A 3,248-nucleotide genomic window follows, 5' to 3' on the forward strand; every position below is an offset into this window, starting at 1 on the left:
TCGGCGACACCCCCTGAGGAGGACCCCTGCGCCGCCGCCGGCGCGTACGGCGGCCAGTTCCTCGGCTCCCTCGTCGAGCTGTGCCACCGCGCCGCCGGGGTGTCGGGCAAGCGGTCACCGGCCCCCTGACCCCGTCCTCCGGAAGGGAGACGAGCCGCGGACGCCCGGCAGCGGGCAGCGCGGCTCGTCCACGGCAGCGCGGCCACGGCTCCGGCGAGGTCAGCGGTCGAGGGCCCACAGGTCGTCATCGCACAGGCCGGTCCGGCAGCACACGGGCAGCCAGTCGGCCGCGAGCTCCCGGACACGGTGCAGGCGAGCCCTGTCGGGCTCCACCACAGTGAGGATCTCGAAGGCGGTGCCCGCCCCGACGAGGGACCGATTCGCCATCACCTCCCCGTAGAGCAGCCAGAGACCTTGCGCGGCAACGTTTCTGCACAGCTCCGGAAGATCGAGTCCTCGTCGGGCGGACTCCGCGTCCGTGCCCTCGCCCGCCACCAGGCACTGAAGGAGCTCGAGGAACCGCGCGCGGGCCGCCGGTGCGATGTCATCGGCCAGTGCCGCCAGCGCAACGGACGCCACCGCGGGAGCCGGCTCCCACAGGACGACCGGGGACCAGACATGCCATTCGAGGTCGACCTGGCCCGGCTCCGCCCCGGATCCGCCGCCCGCGAGCCGCAGCAGATCCCGGGCCAGGTGCTCCGCCGAACCGCCGCAGCCGCACAGCATGCCCTTCCAGTCCTGCCGGGCTGTCTCCATCTCGACCAGTCGCATAGCTCCCACACCCTGGACGCACTCGCGAGGCCCGACGACACGCGGGGCGCCTCGGCCCCGTGCCCTCCGGCAGCCGCCCCGTCCGTCCTCTCGTCCGTCCCCTCCGCGTCCCATTCCGGCGTTCCAGGCCGGCCTCGTTCCCGCTGGTCAGAGCCCCCTTCGCCGTCCCACCCTCCCTGGTGCGGCGCCAGACGTGGCGGCTGGGACGGACCGTCGCGCAGGCTTCGGCCGTCCGACCGACGCAGCACCCGAGCCCATGCCGAAAGGGGCGCGACCACATGTCCGTCCGTACCTCCCGCACCCGTCTGGTCAGCGCCGCCGCGAGCGTCGTGGTCGCCGCCTTCTCGCTCACCGCGTGCAACGACAGCGGGGTCATCGATACGGCGACCGGCCCCTCGCTCAGGGCTGCGGCGCCCGCCGCTGCGGCGGGTTCCTCGACCTCCACGGCCCCGTCCGCCGACGCCGATGGCACCACCGGTTCCGCCAGCCAGGAGCCGGCCGCCGCACCCCGGCCCACCGCCCCGAAGCCCGCCACCGGCACCCCGACGCCGAAGACCCCCGCCGCCCCCGCGGCCGCCGAGCCGGCCACCTGCGAAGGCTCCAACACTGCGACCACGGCCGCCCCGCTGAACCGCCCCGTGAACCACCTCCTGCTCACGGTCACCAACACCGGCTCCGGCACCTGCTACCTCTACGGCTACCCGGCCGTCCGCTTCGGCGACGCCCAGTCCGTACCCCCCGTCATCACCGACTCGAAGCCGCAGGCCGTCGTCACCCTCCAGCCCGGCGAGTCCGGCTACGCCTCCGTGAACCTGTCCTCCACCGACGGCACCGACGGCTCGAACGGCCACACCGTGAACTCGCTGACCGTCTACTTCCACGGCCCCTCCGGCAACGAGAGCGTCGGCACCGGGGCCCACCCGTCGTTGCCCGCGGAGGGCGCCTACGTGGACGACTCCCTCAAGGTCGGCTACTGGCAGCAGTCGCTGGACGACGCCGTCTCCTGGTGACCCGGGCAGCCTCCGACAAGCCGACAGCACCCTCTGACAAGCCGACAGCGCCCCACGAAAGCAGGCGCACCAGCATGCGCAGCACGCCCCGCAGGATCGCCCGGCTCCTGGTCGCCTACGGCGGCGCGGCCTTCCAGGTCCTCGTCCTGGGCCGTCAGGACGGTCCGGGCCCGGTCCCGTCGCGGAAGCCGCCGTCACCCGGTGCCGGTTCCTGACGCCCCGTCGCAACCCACCGACCTCGGCAAGCGGGCCCGGATTCCGCGCGCCCGCAGAACGCTGCTTGGAGCCCCCATGGCCCTACGGATAGCCGTCACCGCCGAGCCGATACCGTCGCACGTGTCCGCACTCGACTTCGTCATCGGCCCGCGCGGTCCGGCGCACCGTCGCGGCGTTCCGGACCACCGCCCCCGAGCGGCCGGACCGTCCCGCCTCCTCCCGCCAGCTCGTCTACGCGAGCCTCGGCACCCTGACCACCGCGATGCCCGGTCTGCGCGGCGTCGTGAGGAGCGTGTACCGGGAGGTCATGGCCGCCCTCTCCGCGACCGGCTGCGAGGCGATCGTGTCCGCCGGACACCTCGCGCGGGACCTGCCGAGCGCGGACCCCCGCATCACGGTCGTCGAGCACGTCCCGCAGCCCGCGCTCCTCCGTCAGGTGGACCTGTTCGTGACGCACGGCGGGCGGGCCTCCCTGCTCGACGCGGTGCAGGCGGCGACACCCGTCCTGGGCCTGGGCGTCCTCGCCGACCAGCCCGGCAACACCAGCGCGTTCGCCGGGCACGGCCTCGGCCGCGCGCTGGAACTCACGGCGACGCGCGAGGAGATCGCCGACACCGTCACGGCCCTCCTCGCCGACTCCCGCTACGCCGCCGCCATGGCCGCCGCCGACGCCGAACTGTCACGGCTGCCACCGCTGGACATCGCGGAACTGCGGGCGTGTGTGTGAACCGTGGGCCTCAGCACGCCGCGCGCTGCGGGGACGACGCCTGGACCTCGTATCCCCGGTTCGTCCTTGACGGGCGGTCACCGTCGGCTTCCGCCCGAGCGGCTCGCCGACCCGGCTGCGCCCGCCCGCTCTCCCGCGTCATCCCGTGGGGGCTTCCCGGGGTGCGGCGCAGACGGTGCCCCGGTTGTCGACGACGGCGCAGGCGCGGGCGTCGGCGGGGCGGGTGGCGCGGACCATCTTGCTGTGGGCGTCGTGGCCGGACTGCTGGCGGTACTCCTCCTGCTCGGGCGGGGTGCCGAAGACCTGGACGCGGTCGCCGGGGGAGCCGCCGCTCATCTTGGCCCAGGCGGCGTGGCAGGAGGGGCTGTAGCGCAGTTCGATCAGGACGCCGAAGTCACGGTCGGCCGCGGCGGTGGCGGCGTCGCGGTCGCAGACGGTGCCGACCGGGTCGACGTGCGAGCTCCGAGACCTCCACGACCTCCGCGACCTCCGCCGCCGGCTCGGCCTCGACCAGCTCCGCGGCC

The 3,248-nt window shown here is 74.6% G+C and carries 4 protein-coding genes and 1 pseudogene; 3 read left to right on the top strand and 2 right to left on the bottom strand.

Annotated features, from left to right (window positions below):
* Positions 1-219: 219 nt before the first annotated feature.
* The gene (locus tag ACWDCZ_RS39735) at positions 220-771 is read right to left on the bottom strand and encodes a hypothetical protein (RefSeq protein WP_117485785.1); all 552 of its coding nucleotides are present in this window, start codon (positions 769-771) and stop codon (positions 220-222) included.
* A 278-nt stretch (positions 772-1,049) separates the two neighbouring features.
* Here ACWDCZ_RS39735 and ACWDCZ_RS39740 point away from each other — a divergent pair, with 278 nt between their 5' ends.
* The 3 genes and pseudogenes from ACWDCZ_RS39740 to ACWDCZ_RS39750 form a co-directional block, all read left to right on the top strand.
* Positions 1,050-1,781: a DUF4232 domain-containing protein gene (locus ACWDCZ_RS39740; RefSeq protein ID WP_449818513.1), complete on the top strand. Its 732-nt coding sequence runs from the start codon at positions 1,050-1,052 to the stop codon at positions 1,779-1,781.
* Positions 1,782-1,855: 74 nt separating this feature from the next.
* Positions 1,856-1,996: a hypothetical protein gene (locus ACWDCZ_RS39745; protein WP_158077722.1), complete on the top strand. Its 141-nt coding sequence runs from the start codon at positions 1,856-1,858 to the stop codon at positions 1,994-1,996.
* 242 nt (positions 1,997-2,238) lie between these two features.
* A pseudogene (locus tag ACWDCZ_RS39750) lies at positions 2,239-2,724 on the top strand (glycosyltransferase); the annotation flags it as partial.
* A gap of 138 nt (positions 2,725-2,862) precedes the next feature.
* On the opposite strand, the gene ACWDCZ_RS39755 reads toward ACWDCZ_RS39750, so the two are convergent.
* The coding region (locus ACWDCZ_RS39755; protein ID WP_449818514.1) for a DUF2690 domain-containing protein at positions 2,863-3,248 on the bottom strand (386 nt) is incomplete at its 5' end.

It is taken from the genome of Kitasatospora sp. NPDC001225, from assembly GCF_053597855.1.

What these genes read in the sequence shown, in the direction of transcription:
- ACWDCZ_RS39745 (WP_158077722.1), top strand. Translation starts at nt 1,856, where the DNA reads ATGCGCAGCACGCCCCGCAGGATCGCCCGGCTCCTGGTCGCCTACGGC.
- ACWDCZ_RS39740 (WP_449818513.1), top strand. Translation starts at nt 1,050, where the DNA reads ATGTCCGTCCGTACCTCCCGCACCCGTCTGGTCAGCGCCGCCGCGAGC.
- ACWDCZ_RS39735 (WP_117485785.1), bottom strand. Translation starts at nt 771, where the DNA reads ATGCGACTGGTCGAGATGGAGACAGCCCGGCAGGACTGGAAGGGCATG.